This is a genomic window from Citrobacter sp. wls706, assembly GCF_005281305.1.
GTDB classification, from domain to species: Bacteria; Pseudomonadota; Gammaproteobacteria; order Enterobacterales; family Enterobacteriaceae; genus Citrobacter; species Citrobacter werkmanii.
The window spans coordinates 178,413-194,595 of the sequence record NZ_SZXG01000034.1 but is presented as its reverse complement, the minus strand read 5'-3'; the positions used below and the strand labels follow the sequence as shown (position 1 = coordinate 194,595).

The 16,183-nt window shown below is 52.1% G+C and carries 13 protein-coding genes; 6 read left to right on the top strand and 7 right to left on the bottom strand.

All coding sequences use genetic code 11. From position 1 onward, the window contains the following. Window positions 1–151: 151 nt before the first annotated feature. The 5 genes from sucA to FDW92_RS16290 all read left to right on the top strand — a co-directional run bounded on the left by sucA (window position 152) and on the right by FDW92_RS16290 (window position 7,433). Window positions 152–2,953, top strand: coding sequence for a 2-oxoglutarate dehydrogenase E1 component (gene sucA / locus FDW92_RS16310; protein WP_038638891.1), 2,802 nt, complete (start codon window positions 152–154; stop codon window positions 2,951–2,953). Window positions 2,954–2,967: 14 nt separating this feature from the next. Next, window positions 2,968–4,191, top strand: a complete 1,224-nt coding sequence (odhB, locus tag FDW92_RS16305) for a 2-oxoglutarate dehydrogenase complex dihydrolipoyllysine-residue succinyltransferase (RefSeq protein WP_042309710.1) — start codon at window positions 2,968–2,970, stop codon at window positions 4,189–4,191. A gap of 91 nt (window positions 4,192–4,282) precedes the next feature. Next, window positions 4,283–5,449: an ADP-forming succinate--CoA ligase subunit beta gene (gene sucC / locus FDW92_RS16300; RefSeq protein WP_038638897.1), complete on the top strand. Its 1,167-nt coding sequence runs from the start codon at window positions 4,283–4,285 to the stop codon at window positions 5,447–5,449. Further along, window positions 5,449–6,318, top strand: coding sequence for a succinate--CoA ligase subunit alpha (sucD, locus tag FDW92_RS16295; RefSeq protein WP_003022929.1), 870 nt, complete (start codon window positions 5,449–5,451; stop codon window positions 6,316–6,318). The genes sucC and sucD overlap by 1 nt, the downstream gene beginning before the upstream one ends. A gap of 224 nt (window positions 6,319–6,542) precedes the next feature. Then, complete coding sequence (locus FDW92_RS16290; protein ID WP_042309708.1) at window positions 6,543–7,433, top strand: PocR ligand-binding domain-containing protein; 891 nt, start codon at window positions 6,543–6,545, stop codon at window positions 7,431–7,433. On the opposite strand, the gene cobA is transcribed toward FDW92_RS16290, so the two are convergent. Further along, a complete protein-coding gene (cobA, locus tag FDW92_RS16285) occupies window positions 7,412–8,200 on the bottom strand; it encodes a uroporphyrinogen-III C-methyltransferase (protein WP_042309705.1) in 789 nt (262 codons plus the stop codon). The genes FDW92_RS16290 and cobA overlap by 22 nt on opposite strands. A 405-nt stretch (window positions 8,201–8,605) precedes the next feature. Between cobA and FDW92_RS16280 the strand changes: the two genes are divergently transcribed. Continuing rightward, window positions 8,606–9,508, top strand: a complete 903-nt coding sequence (locus FDW92_RS16280) for a LysR family transcriptional regulator (RefSeq protein ID WP_042309703.1) — start codon at window positions 8,606–8,608, stop codon at window positions 9,506–9,508. Between the two features lie 82 nt (window positions 9,509–9,590). Here FDW92_RS16280 and cobO read toward each other — a convergent pair whose 3' ends face one another. The 6 genes from cobO to FDW92_RS16250 all read right to left on the bottom strand — a co-directional run bounded on the left by cobO (window position 9,591) and on the right by FDW92_RS16250 (window position 16,182). Continuing rightward, entirely contained in the window at window positions 9,591–10,193 is a 603-nt protein-coding gene (gene cobO, locus FDW92_RS16275; protein ID WP_042309700.1) for a cob(I)yrinic acid a,c-diamide adenosyltransferase, read from the bottom strand. A 9-nt stretch (window positions 10,194–10,202) separates the two neighbouring features. Continuing rightward, window positions 10,203–11,855, bottom strand: coding sequence for a class I fumarate hydratase (locus FDW92_RS16270; protein WP_042309698.1), 1,653 nt, complete (start codon window positions 11,853–11,855; stop codon window positions 10,203–10,205). Between the two features lie 60 nt (window positions 11,856–11,915). Beyond that, on the bottom strand, window positions 11,916–12,917 hold the full coding sequence (gene glsA / locus FDW92_RS16265; RefSeq protein ID WP_042309697.1) for a glutaminase A: 1,002 nt from the start codon (window positions 12,915–12,917) through the stop codon (window positions 11,916–11,918). Window positions 12,918–13,020: 103 nt separating this feature from the next. Then, complete coding sequence (locus tag FDW92_RS16260; RefSeq protein ID WP_061381690.1) at window positions 13,021–14,328, bottom strand: dicarboxylate/amino acid:cation symporter; 1,308 nt, start codon at window positions 14,326–14,328, stop codon at window positions 13,021–13,023. Window positions 14,329–14,497: 169 nt separating this feature from the next. After that, the gene (locus FDW92_RS16255; RefSeq protein ID WP_008320068.1) at window positions 14,498–14,815 is read right to left on the bottom strand and encodes a DUF4387 domain-containing protein; all 318 of its coding nucleotides are present in this window, start codon (window positions 14,813–14,815) and stop codon (window positions 14,498–14,500) included. Then, on the bottom strand, window positions 14,812–16,182 hold the full coding sequence (locus FDW92_RS16250; RefSeq protein ID WP_042309692.1) for an acyclic terpene utilization AtuA family protein: 1,371 nt from the start codon (window positions 16,180–16,182) through the stop codon (window positions 14,812–14,814). The genes FDW92_RS16255 and FDW92_RS16250 overlap by 4 nt, the downstream gene beginning before the upstream one ends. Between the last annotated feature and the right edge of the window lies 1 nt (window position 16,183).

Here is a 16,183-nt window from a genome sequence, read left to right as displayed (position 1 = left end):
AACCTCTAAAAACTGCCACATGATTAGACAGTTTTTAAAGGTTCCTTCGCGAGCCAAACAAAAAGAGCTCGCAAGTGAACCCCGGCACGCACATCGGTGTGCGTGGTAGTATCCACGGCGAAGTAAGCATACAAATGCTTAAGGGATCACGATGCAGAACAGCGCTTTGAAAGCCTGGTTGGACTCTTCTTACCTCTCTGGCTCGAACCAGAGCTGGATAGAACAGCTCTATGAAGACTTCTTAACCGACCCTGACTCGGTAGATGCTAACTGGCGTTCGACGTTCCAGCAGTTACCTGGCACCGGAGTCAAACCGGATCAACTCCACTCAAAAACACGTGATTATTTCCGTCGGCAGGCGTTGATTACCCCACGTTACTCTTCTTCTATTTCCGACCCTGATGCCAATGTGAAGCAGGTTAAAGTCCTGCAGCTCATTAACGCCTACCGTTTCCGCGGCCATCAACATGCGAATCTTGATCCGCTGGGACTGTGGCAACAAGAGAAAGTGGCCGATCTGGATCCGTCTTTCCACGATCTGACCGATGCGGATTTCCAGGAAAGCTTTAACGTAGGTTCTTTTGCCGGCGGCAAAGACACCATGAAGCTGAGCGACCTGGTTGTTGCGCTGAAACAAACCTACTGCGGCCCGATTGGCGCCGAGTATATGCACATCACCAGCACCGAAGAAAAACGCTGGCTTCAGCAGCGCATCGAGTCTGGCCGCGCCGCGTTTAGTAGTGAAGAGAAAAAACGCTTCCTCAGCGAACTGACCGCAGCGGAAGGTCTGGAACGTTACCTGGGCGCGAAGTTCCCGGGGGCAAAACGCTTCTCGCTGGAAGGCGGTGATGCGTTAATTCCGATGCTGAAAGAGATGATCCGCCACGCGGGTAACAGTGGTACGCGTGAAGTGGTGCTGGGCATGGCGCACCGTGGTCGTCTGAACGTACTGGTCAACGTGCTGGGTAAAAAGCCGCAGGATCTGTTCGACGAATTCGCGGGCAAACATAAAGAACATCTCGGCACTGGCGACGTGAAGTACCACATGGGCTTCTCGTCAGATATCGAAACCGAAGGCGGTCTGGTACACCTGGCGCTGGCGTTTAACCCGTCACACCTGGAAATTGTTAGCCCGGTGGTAATCGGTTCCGTCCGTGCGCGTCTGGATCGTCTGGATGAGCCGAGCAGCAATAAAGTCCTGCCTATCACCATTCATGGTGATGCGGCGGTGACCGGGCAGGGCGTGGTGCAGGAAACCCTGAACATGTCGAAAGCGCGTGGTTACGAAGTGGGCGGTACCGTTCGCATCGTTATCAACAACCAGGTGGGCTTCACTACCTCTAACCCGTTGGATGCGCGTTCTACCCCATATTGCACCGACATCGGTAAGATGGTTCAGGCGCCGATTTTCCACGTCAATGCGGATGACCCGGAAGCAGTCGCTTTCGTCACGCGTCTGGCGCTGGACTTCCGTAATACCTTCAAACGCGATGTCTTCATCGATCTGGTGTGCTACCGCCGTCACGGCCATAACGAAGCCGATGAGCCGAGCGCAACCCAGCCGCTGATGTATCAGAAAATCAAAAAGCATCCGACCCCGCGCAAAATCTACGCCGACAAGCTGGAAGCGGACAAAGTCGCCACGCTGGAAGATGCGACCGAAATGGTCAACCTGTATCGCGATGCGCTGGATGCTGGCGAGTGCGTAGTGAAAGAGTGGCGTCCGATGAACATGCACTCCTTCACCTGGTCGCCATATCTCAACCACGAATGGGACGAAAGCTACCCGAACAAAGTTGAGATGAAGCGTTTGCAGGAGCTGGCTAAACGCATCAGCACTGTACCTGAAGCGGTTGAAATGCAGTCGCGCGTTGCCAAAATTTACGGCGATCGTCAGGCCATGGCCGCAGGCGAGAAGCTGTTCGACTGGGGGGGCGCAGAGAATCTGGCTTACGCCACACTGGTTGACGAAGGCATTCCGGTTCGTCTGTCGGGTGAAGATTCCGGTCGCGGAACCTTCTTCCACCGCCACGCGGTTATTCATAACCAGGCGAACGGTTCAACCTACACGCCGCTGCAGCATGTGCATAACGGCCAGGGCACGTTCCGCGTATGGGACTCCGTACTGTCTGAAGAAGCGGTGCTGGCGTTTGAATACGGTTACGCCACGGCAGAACCGCGCACTCTGACTATCTGGGAAGCCCAGTTCGGTGACTTCGCCAACGGTGCTCAGGTCGTTATCGACCAGTTCATCTCTTCCGGCGAACAAAAATGGGGTCGTATGTGCGGTCTGGTTATGCTGCTGCCGCACGGCTACGAAGGTCAGGGCCCGGAGCACTCCTCCGCGCGTCTGGAACGTTATCTGCAACTTTGCGCTGAGCAAAACATGCAGGTTTGCGTCCCGTCCACCCCGGCACAGGTGTACCACATGCTGCGTCGTCAGGCGCTGCGCGGTATGCGTCGTCCGCTGGTGGTGATGTCACCGAAGTCGCTGCTGCGTCACCCGCTGGCGGTGTCTACGCTGGACGAACTGGCAAATGGCACCTTCCTGCCGGCTATTGGCGAAGTCGATGAACTTGATCCGAAAGGCGTGAAGCGTGTTGTGATGTGTTCTGGTAAGGTTTATTACGACCTGCTGGAGCAACGCCGCAAGAATGACCAAAAAGATGTTGCCATTGTGCGCATCGAACAGCTCTATCCGTTCCCGCATAAAGCGGTGCAGGAAGCGCTGAAACCGTTTGCTCACGTACATGATTTTGTCTGGTGCCAGGAAGAGCCGCTCAACCAGGGCGCATGGTACTGCAGTCAGCATCATTTCCGTGAAGTGATTCCATTTGGGTCCGCTCTGCGTTATGCAGGTCGCCCGGCCTCTGCCTCTCCGGCAGTAGGGTATATGTCCGTTCACCAGAAACAGCAACAAGATCTGGTTAATGACGCGCTGAACGTCGATTAAATAAAGGATAAATAATGAGTAGCGTAGATATTCTTGTTCCCGACCTGCCTGAATCCGTAGCGGATGCAACGGTTGCAACCTGGCACAAAAAACCGGGCGATGCAGTACGTCGTGATGAAGTACTGGTAGAAATCGAAACTGACAAAGTGGTACTGGAAGTACCGGCATCAGCGGACGGTATCCTTGATGCGGTTCTGGAAGATGAAGGGACAACCGTCACCTCCCGCCAGATCCTCGGTCGCTTGCGTGAAGGCAACAGCACTGGTAAAGAAACCAGCGCCAAGTCTGAAGAGAAAGATTCTACTCCGGCACAGCGCCAGCAGGCGTCGCTTGCAGAGCAGAACAACGATGCCCTGAGCCCGGCGATCCGTCGCCTGCTCGGTGAACATAACCTCGAAGCCAGCGCCATCAAAGGCACTGGCGTCGGTGGCCGTATCACCCGTGAAGATGTGGAAAAGCATCTGGCCAAAGCGCCGGCAGCAAAAGCCGAAGCCAAAGCGCCAGCAGCCGCGCCAGCGCCACAGCCTCAACTGGGTGCGCGTGGCGAAAAACGTGTACCGATGACCCGTCTGCGCAAACGCGTAGCCGAACGTCTGCTGGAAGCGAAAAACTCCACCGCCATGCTGACCACGTTCAACGAAGTCAATATGAAGCCGATTATGGACCTGCGCAAGCAGTACGGTGATGCGTTCGAAAAACGCCACGGTATCCGTCTGGGCTTTATGTCTTTCTACGTGAAAGCGGTGGTTGAAGCGCTGAAACGCTATCCGGAAGTCAACGCGTCCATCGATGGCGATGACGTGGTGTACCACAACTACTTTGATGTCAGCATGGCGGTCTCCACGCCGCGCGGCCTGGTAACGCCGGTCCTGCGTGATGTGGATCTGCTGGGTATGGCTGACATTGAGAAGAACATTAAAGAACTGGCAGTAAAAGGTCGCGACGGCAAGTTGACGGTTGAAGATCTGACGGGCGGTAATTTCACCATCACTAACGGCGGTGTGTTCGGTTCCCTGATGTCTACGCCGATCATCAACCCACCGCAGAGCGCCATCCTGGGTATGCATGCCATCAAAGATCGTCCGATGGCGGTAGACGGCAAGGTTGAAATCCTGCCGATGATGTATCTGGCGCTGTCTTACGATCACCGTCTGATCGATGGTCGTGAGTCAGTAGGCTTCCTGGTAACCATTAAAGAGTTGCTGGAAGATCCAACGCGTCTGCTGCTGGACGTGTAACGAAAAAGAGTATCACCTGCCCCGTAGGTCTGGACGCCTTATCAGGCCTACGGGTAAAAGATAACGATTACCTGAAGGATGGACAGAACACATGAACTTACATGAATATCAGGCAAAACAACTTTTTGCCCGCTATGGCTTACCGGCACCGGTGGGTTATGCCTGTAATACTCCGCGTGAAGCTGAAGAAGCCGCATCTAAAATCGGCGCAGGCCCGTGGGTAGTGAAATGTCAGGTTCACGCTGGTGGCCGTGGTAAAGCGGGCGGTGTGAAGGTTGTTAACAGCAAAGAAGACATTCGCGCTTTTGCTGAGCACTGGCTGGGGAAACGTCTGGTGACTTACCAGACAGACGCTAATGGCCAACCGGTAAATCAGATTCTGGTTGAAGCGGCGACCGATATCGGTAAAGAACTTTACCTCGGCGCAGTGGTTGACCGTAGTTCCCGTCGCGTGGTCTTTATGGCCTCGACTGAAGGCGGCGTGGAAATCGAAAAAGTAGCGGAAGAAACCCCGCACCTGATCCATAAAGTGGCGCTGGATCCGCTGGCAGGACCGATGCCTTACCAGGGGCGTGAGCTGGCGTTCAAACTGGGTCTGGAAGGTAAACAGGTTCAGCAATTCACCAAAATCTTCATGGGGCTGGCGACTATTTTCCTGGAGCGCGACCTGGCGCTGATCGAAATCAACCCGCTGGTAGTAACTAAACAGGGCGATCTGATCTGCCTCGATGGCAAACTGGGCGCTGACGGCAACGCACTGTTCCGGCAGGCTGACCTGCGCGAAATGCGCGACCAGTCTCAGGAAGATCCGCGTGAAGCGCAGGCTGCACAGTGGGAACTGAACTACGTCGCACTGGACGGTAACATCGGTTGTATGGTTAACGGTGCGGGCCTGGCAATGGGCACCATGGACATCGTTAAGCTGCACGGCGGCGAACCGGCTAACTTCCTCGACGTGGGCGGCGGTGCGACCAAAGAGCGTGTAACCGAAGCGTTCAAAATCATCCTCTCCGATGACAATGTAAAAGCCGTACTGGTTAACATCTTCGGCGGTATCGTACGTTGCGACTTGATCGCTGACGGTATCATCGGCGCGGTAGCGGAAGTGGGCGTTAACGTTCCGGTTGTCGTTCGTCTGGAAGGCAACAACGCCGAACTCGGCGCGAAAAAACTGGCTGATAGCGGCCTGAATATTATTGCAGCGAAAAGTCTGACGGATGCAGCTCAGCAGGTTGTTGCCGCAGTGGAGGGGAAATAATGTCAGTTTTAATTAATAAAGATACCAAGGTTATCTGCCAGGGCTTCACCGGTAGCCAGGGGACATTCCACTCCGAACAGGCGATTGCTTACGGTACGCAGATGGTTGGCGGCGTAACGCCAGGCAAAGGCGGCACCACTCACCTTGGTCTGCCGGTGTTCAACACCGTGCGTGAAGCGGTAGAAGCAACCGGCGCAACCGCCACCGTTATCTACGTTCCGGCGCCGTTCTGCAAAGACTCCATCCTGGAAGCGATCGATGCAGGCATCAAACTGATTATCACCATCACCGAAGGTATCCCGACGCTGGATATGCTGACCGTGAAGGTGAAGCTGGATGAAGCTGGCGTACGCATGATCGGCCCGAACTGCCCAGGCGTGATCACCCCGGGCGAATGCAAAATCGGCATCATGCCGGGTCACATTCACAAGCCGGGTAAAGTGGGTATCGTTTCCCGTTCCGGTACGCTGACCTATGAAGCGGTTAAGCAGACCACCGACTACGGTTTCGGCCAGTCCACCTGTGTCGGTATCGGCGGCGACCCGATTCCAGGCTCTAACTTCATCGACATTCTGAAGCTGTTCCAGGAAGATCCGCAGACTGAAGCGATCGTGATGATCGGCGAGATCGGCGGTAGCGCGGAAGAAGAAGCGGCGGCGTACATTAAAGATCACGTCACCAAGCCGGTTGTCGGTTACATCGCGGGCGTCACCGCGCCGAAAGGCAAACGTATGGGCCACGCCGGTGCGATCATCGCCGGTGGTAAGGGTACCGCTGACGAGAAATTCGCGGCTCTGGAAGCTGCTGGCGTGAAAACCGTTCGCAGCCTGGCCGATATCGGCGAAGCGCTGAAAACCGTTATTAAGTAAGAAGTAAAAAAATAGCCCTGACTATCTGCATGGTCAAGGGCTGGTCCCGTTTCGACATGGTTGGCCATCTGATGATGGCCTTTTTTTGTCCTTAAATATTTTTCTTGCCAATTGATCATAATCATCTGCACAAATGAGATTATTTTTTGCGGTCAACATCATTCTTTCTCTTGGTTAAATTCTGCATATTATCGGTTTTAATATTATGAGTGCTGGAGGAGAGCGTGCTGCTGAAAATTCAGAATGATTATTTACACGGTTTTTTCTCGATAGCCGAAATATTCTCCCGTGCGACCGGGTTAGCCACGGTTGTGATTGATATTAATGGTAAGCCACTCTCAGATTGTCATAATTTTAATTCTTTCTGCAGATTAATGCGGGCGGATGAGCGCTATCGTGTGGACTGCCAAAAATGCGATAAGCAGTGTGCTTTTGAGGGGTTAAAACAGCTTAAGCCCAGAATACTCACCTGTCATGCCGGGTTAAGTCTGTTCTCGATGCCATTAATTGATGAAGGGCATCTTTATGGTTTTATTGTCTGCGGACAGGTCCGGCCAAAGTATCAGGAATATAAAACTATTGTTATTGGTAATAAATTTTCATGGATGGAGGACCCCAAAATAAAAGCTGAATGGGGTCAGGTTGCGGTAGTGGATAATAATACGCTGGTAGCGTCGGCTAATTTGTTAAGTTTTATTGTTGATAATTATGCGGAAGAACAACAATCCGCTCAAGTTTCAGTTTCACCGATCCGTTACATTCGTCATTATGTTACTGAACCTTCCCGTCATGAGAAAAAACTTCTGGCGGCGCTGCGTTATATTGATGAGAATTTATATGGTGAATTATCCCTGGAATCCGTCGCGGCGCATGTGTGCTTAAGCGCGAATTATTTCAGCCGATTTTTTAAGAAACGGCTGGGCGTTAATTTTAAAACCTGGGTGAGTCAGAAAAAAATGCAGAAAGCGGGGGAGTTGTTGCACGACCCTGAGCATTCAATAGACAGTATTGCCAGGAAACTTCAATACGCGCAAACCAGCTACTTTTGCCGCGTTTTCAGGGCGGCGCATCAAACGTCGCCCCAGTCTTTTCGTCATGCCAGGCTTTCGCAGTAAAGATCTTCTGGCAAGGTGATGGCGTCGGGTATAAAAGAGAGCCGATCGCTCAGGGTCACCACCTCACCAATAACAATCAGCGCAGGTGGAGCAATGTTAGCCTCCTGCGCTTTGCTCAGTAATGAACCGAGCGTACAGGTTAGTCGGCGTTGATTCTCCCGGGTGGCGGACATAATTAGCGCAGCGGGTGTATCTGCTGATTTACCGCCCATCAACAGCTCTTCGCAGATAAACGCCAGATTGGCGATACCCATGACGATAACCAGCGTGCCATTTAGCTTCGCCAGTTGACGCCAGTCCTGCTGCTGGTTGCCTTCCCGCGTATGGCCTGTCACCACGTGAAAACCGGAGGCGAAATCGCGATGCGTCACCGGAATTCCGGCATAGGTCAGGCCGCCGATGGTAGAACTGATACCCGGCACAACTTCAAATGGGATACCCGTTTCAACAAGATCCTCAACTTCTTCGGCCCCACGACCAAACACATAAGGATCGCCCCCTTTCAGGCGTACGATGTTGCTATGTGTTTGGGCATACTGGACCAGTAATGCGTTAATTTCATCCTGAGGAACACAATGATAGCCTGGATTTTTGCCGACATTGATAAGCAGGCAATCAGGTAATGCCCATTCCAAAATTTTAGGATTGACCAGCCGATCGTAAATAATGACATCAGCCTGTTTAATGCACATCATCGCTTTGAGGGTGAGCAATGAAATATCACCGGGACCTGCTCCAACGAGCCAGACCTTTCCGAAAGTTTTCACATTGTGTCCTTTATCACGTCTAACAAAAAAAGGCAGAAACTACATCAAGGAATGATTAAAAGCAGTCGTTTGCCCGTAAGTTATAACGTGAAATTATCTAAAATTATGGCATGGATAATATTGATTAATCTCGCAAAGTTTTTTCTGCAATAAACAAGTTAACTTGAAAAATTATTAAGAACTTATTGGCACTATTTGCATAGGTTTAACCTTATTTAAATTGTGTTTATTGTTGTGCTTGAGTATTATTGGTTAATATTTATCCGCCATCAGTATGAGTAAATCATGGATTGGATCAATGACATCAATGGATGAAATAAAATATAACTCTCGATGCTTATCTGGGTGTCTTGAATTATTTTTTATAAATTAAACTATTTTTGTACGCTGCATATGGAAGAGGTTATGAGAGGAAAAATACCGAAGACGGAGTTGCTGGTAACTTTTGAAGTTGTTGCGCGTCACGAAAGTTATACCCGGGCTGCTGAAGAGCTGGCTTTAACACAAAGTGCTGTTTTCCGCCAGGTGAATGCGCTGGAGGATTTTCTGAATACCTCGCTATTTAATCATGCCAAGAAACGCATTTTTTTAAATGCGGCGGGCAAACATTATTTAAGCATCGTTAAAGAAACGTTAAATAAACTCGAGCGAGATACGACGACGATAATGACCTGGCAGCCGACGGTGCAGGTTATTGAGCTGGCAGTGAATCCGACCTTCAGCACGCATTGGCTGATTCCGAACCTGCGCGAGTTCAATAAACTCAATCCTGATATTATCGTCAATATCCATTCGCTGGCGAATATTGGTGATTTTCTCAATCGGGAGTATGACGCGGCAATCATGCGTGAAGATTTCTACTCGCCATGGTCGGGCGTTGAGTACCTGTTTGAAGAGGAAATCCTGCCGGTATGTAGCCGCTGCTTGCTGGCCGAACCGGATCGGAAACTGGCAGTCGAGGAGTTACTGAACGAATTCCCGCTTTTGCACCAAAGCACGCGTATCAAGGGTTGGCAGGAATGGTTTGCGCTGTCCGATGTCAGCAGTCCACTGGTCAATAAAGGTCCAAGGTTTGATCTGTTGTCGATGCTGATTGCGGCGGTTCGCTCTAATCTTGGCGTGGCGTTGCTTCCTCGTTTTGCCATTCAGCACGATCTGGACAGCGGTGATATGGTCATTCCTTGCGATGTCCCGATGCGCACCGGGAACCGTTTCATCATGACGTGGCGTGAAGAGAAAGCGGAATCTGTGCATTTACAGATCTTCCGGGACTGGCTGTTGAATAAATCTGTGGTATCGCCTGCCTGATAGTACCGTGTGCCTTGTCAGGCCTGCAAAGAACGGTAGGCCGGATAAGACGCCAGCGCGTCGTTATCCGGCAAAAGAATAGTTACCAGTCGATTCCCACCTGCGCCTGAATACCGCTGTCAAACGCGTGCTTGACCGGGCGAATTTCGCTGACCGTATCGGCCAGTTCCAGCAACAGTGCGTGGCATCCGCGTCCGGTGACGATAACACTTTGTCCGACAGGGCGATTTTCGATGGCGCTGAGAACCTCCTGGGTATCCAGATAGTGGTAAGCCAACATGTAAGTCAGTTCATCCAGTACCACCAGATCGTAATGCGCATCAGCCAGCATGCGCTTACTTTCTTGCCAGACTACCGTTGCCGCCTCGATATCCGCTTGCCGGTTTTGGGTTTCCCAGGTAAACCCGGTGCCCATAATATGGAATTCAACGCCGAGCGGTTGCAGGGTGTTGTACTCGCCATTATCCCACTGACCTTTGATAAACTGCGCGATGCCAACGGTTTTTCCGTGACCAACCGCGCGCGTTGCCGTGCCAAAGGCTGCGGTGGATTTCCCTTTACCGTTGCCGGTGAAGACAATCAGGATCCCTTTCTTCTCCGTTGCCGCCGCCACGCGGGTATCAACCTGTTCTTTCAGTTTCTGCTGACGCTGGCGGTGTCTGTCATTATTGGCTCGCGCTTCCATTGATGCTCCTTAATGTCCTGCCGGACAGGTTGCGCAGCGATGCTGCTGCTCAAACTGACTAAAGAAGTTATTACCTTTGTCGTCGACTAACACGAAGGCCGGCATATTTTTAACTTCCATCATCCAGACCGCTTCCATTCCCAGTTCGGGATATTCCAGGCAGTGCAGGCTTTTCACGTACTGTTGTGCAAGCAGGGCCGCGGCGCCGCCGATGCTGCCGAGGCTAAACCCACCGTGTTTATGGCAGGCATCAGTGACCTGCTGGCTGCGGTTACCCTTGGTAAGCATAATGAGACTGCCGCCTTGTGCCTGGAAAGCATCGACATACCCATCCATGCGCCCGCCGGTGGTGGGACCCATTGAACCACAGGCCTGATTGTCCGGCGTTTTGGCGGGACCAGCGTAATAAACGATATGCTTTTTCATGTATTCCGGCATCGGTTCGCCGTTATCCAGGCGCGCTTTGATGTTAGCGTGGGCAATATCACGGGCGACAACAATTGGGCCACTTAACGACAAACGAGTACCGATAGGCAGAGCGGACAGGTCGTGCAGAATCTCGCGTAGCGGGCGGTTGAGATCCAACTGTACGGTTTGGGCGCCATTTTCTACCCGTTGGGAATCAGGTATGAACTTGCCCGGGTTATGCTCCAGTTTCTCCAGCCAGATACCGTGTTTGTTAATTTTAGCCTTAATGTTGCGGTCGGCTGAGCAGGAGAGGGCCATGGCGATAGGACAAGACCCCCCGTGACGCGGCAGGCGAATCACGCGGATATCGTGGGCAAAGTACTTGCCGCCAAACTGCGCGCCGATACCAAACTCGCGGCTGGCATTGAGTAACTCGGCTTCCAGGGCCGTATCGCGGAACGCCTGACCCAGTTCGTTCCCGCTGGTGGGCAGGTTATCGTAATACTTGGTTGAAGCCAGCTTGGCGACTTTAAGCGCCTGGTCGGCAGACAAGCCTCCAACGACGAAAGCGATGTGATAAGGCGGGCAGGCGGCTGTGCCCAGTGATTTCATTTTTTCGATCAGAAAGGCGGTGAGCTTTTCCGGCTGCAGAATGGATTTTGTTTCCTGGAACAGCGCCGCTTTGTTGGCCGAGCCGCCGCCTTTGTTGACGAACAGGAAGCGGTATTCATTACCCGGCGTGGCGCTGATATCGATTTGTGCCGGCAGGTTAGTCTGAGTATTGACCTCGGTGTACATATCCAGCGGGGCATTTTGCGAATAACGCAGGTTGTTTTCGGTGAAAGTGGTATACACGCCTTTGCTTAACGCTTCTGCGTCATCGCCGCCGGTCCAGACATGCTGACCTTTGCAGGCCACAATCGTTGCCGTTCCGGTATCCTGACAGTTAGGCAGCACGCCTTTGGCCGAAACTTCAGCGTTGCGCAGTAGCTGCAATGCAACATACTTATCGTTACCGCTGGCCTGTGGATCGTGCAGAATGCTGGCGATCTGTTTCAAATGTCCGGCGCGCAGGAAGAATGAAGCCTCATAAAATGCCTGCTGTGCTAATAAGGTTAACGCTTCTGGCGCAACCTTAATCACTTCCTCTCCGTCTAACTCAGAAACTGTAACGTGCTGATTACTCAGTAATTCATATTCGGTACTATCTTTACCCTGAACAAAGAGTTCCTGCCAGACAAATGGTTTAGACATGTTTACTTCTCACCTCTTCGTGTTGTTTGCCGGATAAGCGAAGCGCCATCCGGCATAGAGTTATTTTGCTAAAAAGACATTCGCTTCGGTCGCTTCGGCGACATATTCGATCGTTTTCTGTGCACGAACGCTGTTACCGGCTTCATCCAGCGGCGGGGAATAGACGGCTATCGCATATTCGCCTGGCACAACGGCAACCATCCCACCGCCGACTCCGCTTTTCGCCGGGATGCCTACGGTGTACAGCCACTTACCACTACCGTCGTACAATCCGGCAATGGCCATTTCAGCCAGTACCTGCGGGACATATTTTTCATTCAGCAATTGCTTACCGTTGAACGGTGATTTGCCTTTGTTGGCGAGTACCGCGCCCATTTTGGCCAGTTGCTCAACGGTGATATCGACTGAGCACTGACGGGTATAAATTTCGACAGCGTCGTCTGTGTTGCCATAGAAGCTGTTATAGGATTCCATCAGCTTCGCCAGCGCCTGGTTGTGCTGGTTGGTTTCCATCTCGGATTTGAAAACCGGCTCGTTCACGGTGAGTGTGGCATCAGCCCAGACGTTCAGGTTGTCGAGGATTTTGTTCCAGCGATCGGTTTTATCTTTGGCTTCGATCAGGCTAACGGTGCTCATCGCCCCGGCGTTTACCAGCGGGTTTTCCGGCGCGCCTTTAGTCAGTTCTACCGCTAAACCTGAATTGAACGGCATGCCGGTGGCATTGGCCCCAAGTTTCTCCAGGACTACCTGTGGGCCATGCTGTTCCATGGCGAGCGCCAGGGTGAAGACTTTACTCAGGGATTCCATTGGGAAGGGCTTGTTAACATCGCCCACCTGATAGATCTTGCCGTCCACCGTGGCAATGGTGATGGCAAAATTTTTCGGGCTGTAGGTCGCCAGGGCAGGGATGTAGTCGGCGACTTTGCCATCGTTGTTACTTTTATATTTCTGATGTGCCTGGTTGATAATCTTTGCGTAATCCGGCGTGGTTTGCGCGAGAGTCGTTGCGCTAAACAAAACGCTGAAGGAAAAAATACTCACGCCGAGAAGAGTTTTATTCATGGTGTAATCCTGTTGGTGTGTTCATCATCGTGCTGGATGGCGGTGTTCCACCTTATCCGGCCTACGGATAATTGACCGTTTTGTAGGCCGGATAAGCGCGCTATCAGGACATCGCAACTTCTGACTGTTCGGTCACCGGACGTTCTTGTTCCGGTGTCTTCACTGGCGCAGTTCCGCGACAACCCTGGCCGAAGTGTTCGCCTTCCCAACGACCCACAATGGCAGCGCCCATGGCGTTACTCATGACGTTGGTAGCCGAACGACCCATATCGAGGAATGGATCCACACCCATCAGTAGGATCAGACCGGCTTCCGGAATGTTGAACTGGTTCAGGGTGGCGGCGATTACCACCATTGATGCACGCGGTACGCCCGCCATCCCTTTTGAGGTCAGCATCAGAATCAACAGCATGGTGATTTGCTCACCCATGCTCAATTCGATGTTGCACGCCTGGGCAATAAATACGGTGGCAAAGGAGCAGTACGCCATCGAGCCGACCAGGTTAAAGGAGTAACCGATAGGCAGAACGAAGCTGGCGATTTTTGAGGAAACACCGAATTTTTCCAGCTTGTCCAGCGTGCCCGGGAAAGCGGCTTCAGAGCTGGAGGTGGTGAAGGCCAACAGTGCAGGTTCGAGGATTGATTTCGTTAAACGCGCGATGCAAGGCCCTACGATCATGGTGGACAGGCCAATCAGGATCGCCCACAGCATACCCAGCGTCAGGTAGAATTCACCCATAAAGATCCCGGCGCTGACCATCACACCCAGACCACGTTCGGCAATCAGACCCGAAATAGCGGCAAAAACGGTCAGTGGCGCAAACAGCATGACGTAACCCGTCAGCTTCAGCATTACGTGTACCAGTGAATCCAGAACCTTCACGATAGGCTCGGCTTTCTCACCAATTGCGGCAAGGCTGCAACCGAGGAAAATTGAGAAGACGACGATCTGCAGAATTTCGTTGCGTGCCATCGCATCAACAATACTGGTTGGTACTGCGTGCGAGATGAATACTTTCAGCGTGAATGGCTCAGACTTAACGGCGGCAACGGCTCCGGCGTCATGTGGAACAAAGTTGATGCCAGCGCCTGGCTGGAAAATATTAACGATAACCAGTCCCAGCGCGATTGACAGCAGTGAGGCGCAAATAAACAGGAAGAAGGTTTTCGAAAATATACGTCCCAGCGTTTTGGCATCGCCCATTTTGGCAATACCCACAACCAAAGTTGAAATAACCAATGGGGCGATAATCATTTTCACCATGCGTAAGAATATGGTGGTGAAAATGGAAATATCTGCTGCATAAGATTTTGCCGTTTCAGCCGCGACCATATTATTTATGGCCACCCCGGCAATCATGCCGAGTATCAGGCCTAATATGATCATCTTCGTTAAACTTATTTTCTTCATGTGTACTCCATCGGATAAAGGTTGGTAATTGGAATTGTGTAGGGCGGCGCGCGCCTGAACCCGGACAGCAGTTCAGACGCACGCCTGTTGTGACCAACCGCATGAATAATTCGAAGCACTGTGATACAGCTGAATTCTGTGCTCCAATGGTTGTTATTGTGTTTTTTTACTACAGGTCGAACTCAATACTTAATAATGGCGCGTGTTGCTGCGCACCATAAACATCATTGTCACCAACATTGCCGGAGATAATATCGCGCGGCATGACAATTTTTACGGCATTCGCTGGGTCAAACCAGACAATATTATGAATAAAATCAGGTTTGACATTATATAAACCAGCAATAAGCTGTGGCGTTAATTGTTCTGAACGCTTCACTCGCTGATAATCTTCACGGGTTTTAAATAAAATATCTAAAACCAGTTCGTACGGCCCGGCGTTTTTGGAACGAATGACCTGCGCCAGTGAACAAATTGAGTGTTTCATGCCTGAACTCCTTCTGGCGTCACCTGTTCAATGTGGAAATCAAAACGCAGCGCATCGCTCGCTTCAATCAGGTGATAGATCGAGAACTCATACACCGGTCCACTCTGAATATCGGATGGCGAGAACGGGAAGGCGAGGTTGCCTGCGGTCGCAATGCGATTTTCATAGCCGTAGTGCAGCAGGGTAGAGCGCACCAGCGAGCAAACGCTGTTGGCGATATCCTGCGTCGGTGCGACGACGTCCAGTAAAATCCCTAGCTCATGACCGGCGGTTTTCATCGGTTCATGGTTGCCCATCACACCGTTCTTACCGTACAGGTGGAAGGTCATACGGATACTGTCGTCAGTCAGCGAGAGGTTACGCTTAACGCTGGCCTGTACCTCTTCGAGAATGGTGTCAATTCCGGCAATCATGATCGGGTCACGCGTTCCGGCGATAGTCAGGCAGCGGAAGCCAACCTGACGTGCGCCTTCCAGTTTCAACGCATACGGCGTTTCTTCATGACGTGAACCGCTGACATACACTTCGCCCTCGTTAACCTGAGTGAAGGTGCACGCTTTCAGGTTCAGTACGCCGCCGGGCCCCGGCAGGAAGTACGGATCGGACTTCTCATACAGGGTGTGCGCCGCCGCGGAAGTTTCAGTGAACTTACGCTTGGGATTGAACGCTTTCAGCGTAAAGCCGTTGTCGTCAATGATCCCCATCGCACAATCTGAGCCAGAGCCAGGGGTGGCGGCAATGGCGGCACACTCAAGGATCTTACCGCAATGAAGCGCCAGACCTTCATCAAAGCCCTGCATAATCGGCAGCGCGGCGAAGCAGGCCGGATCGTAAGCACGTCCGCCCAGTACCACCTGCGCACCGGCTTTCAGCGCACGCTGGAAAGGCTCGACGCCCATCTGCGCGACAATGTAGGTGCTGTCTTCAATTGCCTCGTGAGTCAGTTCAGGCACAAAATCGAGCGCGGTGATTTTGCCGTTATCCAGCGCCTGATGAACGATCTCTTTGTCGACATCAGACGGGATCAGCGCCATGGAGAAGGACAGGTTTTCTTCCTGAGCAATCTCATGGATTATCTGGCGACACCACTCCAGATGCGGAGCGGCGCCTGAACCACCGGCCGTGCCAATCACTACCGGGATGTTGTTCTTAACGCCTGCCACGATCATATAGCGCAGATCGCGTTTCACACCGGCCCTGTCGGTAAACGGTTTACCTGCCCCCAGGTAGTGGGGGCCTGGATCGGAGGAACCTGCGTCAACAGCAATAAGATCCGGTGACTCTTCCATGGCTTTACGAAAACTTTCTTCCGGGAAGCCATAACCCAGGATAGCCGTAGGCGATAAGATCTTAAATGTGCGTGCCATC

What these genes read in the sequence shown, in the direction of transcription:
- sucA (WP_038638891.1), top strand. Translation starts at nt 152, where the DNA reads ATGCAGAACAGCGCTTTGAAAGCCTGGTTGGACTCTTCTTACCTCTCT.
- odhB (WP_042309710.1), top strand. Translation starts at nt 2,968, where the DNA reads ATGAGTAGCGTAGATATTCTTGTTCCCGACCTGCCTGAATCCGTAGCG.
- sucC (WP_038638897.1), top strand. Translation starts at nt 4,283, where the DNA reads ATGAACTTACATGAATATCAGGCAAAACAACTTTTTGCCCGCTATGGC.
- sucD (WP_003022929.1), top strand. Translation starts at nt 5,449, where the DNA reads ATGTCAGTTTTAATTAATAAAGATACCAAGGTTATCTGCCAGGGCTTC.
- FDW92_RS16280 (WP_042309703.1), top strand. Translation starts at nt 8,606, where the DNA reads ATGAGAGGAAAAATACCGAAGACGGAGTTGCTGGTAACTTTTGAAGTT.
- cobO (WP_042309700.1), bottom strand. Translation starts at nt 10,193, where the DNA reads ATGGAAGCGCGAGCCAATAATGACAGACACCGCCAGCGTCAGCAGAAA.
- FDW92_RS16270 (WP_042309698.1), bottom strand. Translation starts at nt 11,855, where the DNA reads ATGTCTAAACCATTTGTCTGGCAGGAACTCTTTGTTCAGGGTAAAGAT.
- glsA (WP_042309697.1), bottom strand. Translation starts at nt 12,917, where the DNA reads ATGAATAAAACTCTTCTCGGCGTGAGTATTTTTTCCTTCAGCGTTTTG.
- FDW92_RS16260 (WP_061381690.1), bottom strand. Translation starts at nt 14,328, where the DNA reads ATGAAGAAAATAAGTTTAACGAAGATGATCATATTAGGCCTGATACTC.
- FDW92_RS16255 (WP_008320068.1), bottom strand. Translation starts at nt 14,815, where the DNA reads ATGAAACACTCAATTTGTTCACTGGCGCAGGTCATTCGTTCCAAAAAC.
- FDW92_RS16250 (WP_042309692.1), bottom strand. Translation starts at nt 16,182, where the DNA reads ATGGCACGCACATTTAAGATCTTATCGCCTACGGCTATCCTGGGTTAT.